Genomic DNA, 3,525 nt, shown 5'->3' with positions numbered 1-3,525 from the left:
CAGGTCGCGTTAAAGCTTTCAGTATTAACCTTCCAACGACCAGGAGAAATCCGCAAACTTAAAAAGTCTTATTACTATCCTGAAGAGCGGTGCTTTAAATTTATAGCCAGTAAAACTAAGCAACAGCATGTGGTTCCATTGTCAGATCAAGCATTTGAATTAGTCGAGTCGATTATTGATCTGTATCCACATAGTGAATATCTATTTGTTGGGCGTGATGCAAAGACTTATCTATCAGACAATACTATTAATACCGCATTGAAACGCTTGGGTTATGGCGGGAAGCAAACGGCGCACGGGCTAAGAGCAACAGCTCGCACTATACTTGATGAAATATTAGAACAACGTGTAGATTTCATCGAACATCAATTGGCGCATAAGGTTAAAGATAACAATGGTACGGCTTACAATCGAACCAAGTTCTTGAATAATCGTCGTGAGATGATGCAGGAGTGGGCAGACTATTTAGAGTCATTGCTTACATTGAAATAGTTTTTCCTTATTGATATTCATAAGTATTTAAGGTTGCATGAATATTTAAATTTAAATTTTATAAAGGAGTCATTAGTGGCTAAACTGCAAACAGGGAACACGGTTATAAAAGATACTTTTTATGAAATCATGAAGTATTTAGTGTATATCCTTATTACTGTATCAGTTTTCGCATTAACCATTCGTCATGATGAAAAAGAGTTGATGAAGAATTTTGAAACTATATCTAGTTATTTTTCTCCAATAACCCTTATTTATTTCTCAGGTGCTATTTTATTTATAATGGGGGGGATCGGGGTCATAAAAACTATTTAGGTGATGGTGTTCGCGAGCTAGATGGTCCTATAGTGTCGTGCTCTAAGTGGTTGATCTCAATTTGGGGGAATTTCTATTATTCTTTTGTGATAGGTCTACTTTCTTTTTTTGCATACTTCTTACTTTTTGTACATTTATATGCTCAGAGTTTAGTCGGGACACCAGATTATTATTCTTTACTTAAATCAGTATGGGGAATTTTCATTGCAGGTGGAGCACAATGTATTGCAATTAAAGTGTTTCTAAAAAGAAAGCATTATCCTTCATAAAGTAGTAAATCAAAAACAGCCTGTCATAGACAGGCTGTTTTGCTTTATGCAGCTTTAGGATTTTTCGCTTCAAGCCAAGCATTGATTTGGCTTTCAGTCCACGTTGGCATACTTGCTGTTAAGTACGTGGGTTCTGGGAAATCACCTCGTCGAATCATTTTCCAAAATGTCGACTCTGCAATATTCAATAAGCCTTTGCTTGCAGGCTTATGGGAGAGTCTTCTTCTACGACCCTTACGATCCACATAGTCCTTTGCTAGACGTTCAGGATAGTTTACGAGGTCTTTTACACGGTAACGCTTTTCAATCATATCTTTGTACCTATTTAATCAGCATTCTTTGCTGGTACAGATACCGCTGAGATTTAATATGTTCTCAACGGTACTATGTTTAATTCGGGTCATGTTTGTTTAGTGTTCATCGGCTTGATAGAACACCTCAAAAGAGGATTTGTTATCAAAAATCCGAAGGAAGTGGTCTGTGCCAACTAAATAAGCTTTTAGAATCTGAAGCCGTTTACCAAAATTAATTTGATTGACGTTATAGAAAATAGGCGTCAATAACTTTGGTAAGGGTGTCCATACAACCTGAATCAATCCTATCTGGTCGATGAATTGATTCAGGCTCTTATAAATTTCAGTTTCTTCAAAGGGAGTGAAGTCACTCGTTTTTTTTGCAACAAAGAACAATAAGTGAAGATTTACTTGCTGAGAACGATTGGCTTCCCATTTTCCAACGATACCGAGAATATTTGCTTTTTTTGCGTCCTGAGCAGTTGAGACGATTTCTTGAATATGATGATCAAAAAGCAAGTAATTTCGGCTCAGATTCTCATGATTGGTTTTACTGACATCATTGATCAATGTTATACAATAAAGATCAAAAGAACATGTCATTCCCAACAGATTGGTTATGAAGTTCTCATAAAGCCAGAGTCCCTTTCCGAGCCCTCTTTTCCAAGAGTTTTCTAGACTTTTATGTTTCTGAGTTAAAGTAAGCATTTTGTAATGTGCCATATATTGATCAACGGCAATTTCAAAGCTGGGATGTAAATGATCAATCTCATACAATTGATGTTGTTGTATAAGATCTTTTTGCAACTGTAATCTAGGTGCAAGTTGGACACATGGAATTGTCCCAAGTAGATATGGATTAGTTTTCATCCCATTCAGGACTGCACAAAATCTATATCCAAATGGGAGCAACTGTAGAGAGGGTGCATCACCAAAACTACGGACCACTTTAAAAATTTTGCTAGATTTTTTGCTTATCATTTCTGAACCTAGGGCATCTATCTCATTCAATGTGGCCTGTTGAGGTGTTGCAAAAGATAAAGGAGCAGATATAGGTGCCTGATGAGGATTCAAGGCCTCAAGGAAATGTTCAGCATAAGATAGTTCAAACTTATTCATCAGATTCACCCCTTAAAGTACTTTTTGACAGAATCAAAAGTTAAAGGTGTATTTATTCTCTGACGCGGTCTGCCCATACCCGATTTCTCTTTGGGAGCTACACTCTTTTGAATGGTACGAAAGCAGGCGAGTGGTGCAAATAAGAAGTATTGATCGGATTTACACAAATATGCCAGACAACGACACAAATTATGAATTTTCTCGTGATCGTCGTAGGAAATCATTCCTGTGCAAGGATATTTATAATCTGAACTGTTCCGATTGCAATTATGATAAGCACCTTTGCCATTGGTGAGCTTGACCCAGTATTGACCAATATCTTCAGCCCACTTTACATCTTTTTGATGTGCATGACCATCAAGTAAAATGATGCAATGTACGTGTTGCCCTTTGTATGGACCATGTTCGAACTTCAAACAATATCCAATAATTTCTTTCAGTGTAGGATCAGAGCGAAAATTACCAAGCAGCCTTTCCACATCTGTTTTAATGGTCATTAAACAATGTGCATTGTGTCTAGAGCCTTCGAAGTCAGGAGAGGTATTGATGAGTTCAGAAATTCCAAATTTGTAGTATAGATCTAAGCGAACAACCATCACTTTACTGTAAGTATTTAGGTGTTTTCCAAACCATTTAACGCAGCTACGGTAATTCTTTCGGCAGTGTTTTTTACGCTTTCTGAGTTCACGTTTAGTTTCGGGACCTAACATATTTTCTCGAATATGATTTACAAATCGGTTTATTCGATGAATTATTTTAATATGACAAGGCTCTAAAGGAACTCCAGCAGGAGGAAGCATCTGCAATAACGGCGTGTCTGGATAAGCTGATCTGGCGTCAACATAGCTGAGAATCTCACTCCCGACTTTAAAGGTGCTTGTCTCAAATAACATGCATTGATCAAAGAAACGCTGGTGTAGTTCAAACCATGGCGCATATTGATAGGTAATAATTTCACCTTCAGTTGTCTGAAGCACAATTGCAGGAATTGCATTCTCCGCACAACTGATTGATAGACGAGAGATTGCTGTCATCGT

Annotated in this window: 5 protein-coding genes; 2 read left to right on the top strand and 3 right to left on the bottom strand. The window is 37.4% G+C overall.

What is annotated here, in order from left to right:
• Together RMB03_RS00540 and RMB03_RS00535 are read left to right on the top strand one after the other, a co-directional pair.
• A partial coding sequence (locus RMB03_RS00540) for a site-specific integrase (RefSeq protein ID WP_311073114.1) occupies positions 1-492 on the top strand: 492 nt, incomplete at its 5' end.
• A gap of 75 nt (positions 493-567) precedes the next feature.
• Positions 568-807: a hypothetical protein gene (locus tag RMB03_RS00535; protein ID WP_311073112.1), complete on the top strand. Its 240-nt coding sequence runs from the start codon at positions 568-570 to the stop codon at positions 805-807.
• Positions 808-1,120: 313 nt separating this feature from the next.
• Here the strand turns inward: RMB03_RS00535 and RMB03_RS00530 are convergent, their stop codons facing one another.
• From RMB03_RS00530 to RMB03_RS00520, 3 genes are all read right to left on the bottom strand, one after another.
• Positions 1,121-1,387 (bottom strand): AlpA family phage regulatory protein, encoded by a 267-nt coding sequence (locus RMB03_RS00530; RefSeq protein ID WP_311073110.1) that lies wholly within the window; start codon positions 1,385-1,387, stop codon positions 1,121-1,123.
• Positions 1,388-1,486: 99 nt separating this feature from the next.
• Positions 1,487-2,488, bottom strand: coding sequence for a hypothetical protein (locus RMB03_RS00525; RefSeq protein WP_311073108.1), 1,002 nt, complete (start codon positions 2,486-2,488; stop codon positions 1,487-1,489).
• A 5-nt stretch (positions 2,489-2,493) separates the two neighbouring features.
• The coding region (locus RMB03_RS00520) for an inovirus-type Gp2 protein (protein WP_311073106.1) at positions 2,494-3,525 on the bottom strand (1,032 nt) is incomplete at its 5' end.

This window comes from Acinetobacter sp. V91_7, assembly GCF_031799075.1.
Lineage (GTDB): Bacteria > Pseudomonadota > Gammaproteobacteria > Pseudomonadales > Moraxellaceae > Acinetobacter > Acinetobacter calcoaceticus.
This window is presented reverse-complemented; position numbering and strand designations above follow the sequence as displayed.

Excerpts from the sequence above, each read along its gene's own strand:
- RMB03_RS00530 (WP_311073110.1), bottom strand. The coding sequence starts at position 1,387 with ATGATTGAAAAGCGTTACCGTGTAAAAGACCTCGTAAACTATCCTGAA.
- RMB03_RS00525 (WP_311073108.1), bottom strand. The coding sequence starts at position 2,488 with ATGAATAAGTTTGAACTATCTTATGCTGAACATTTCCTTGAGGCCTTG.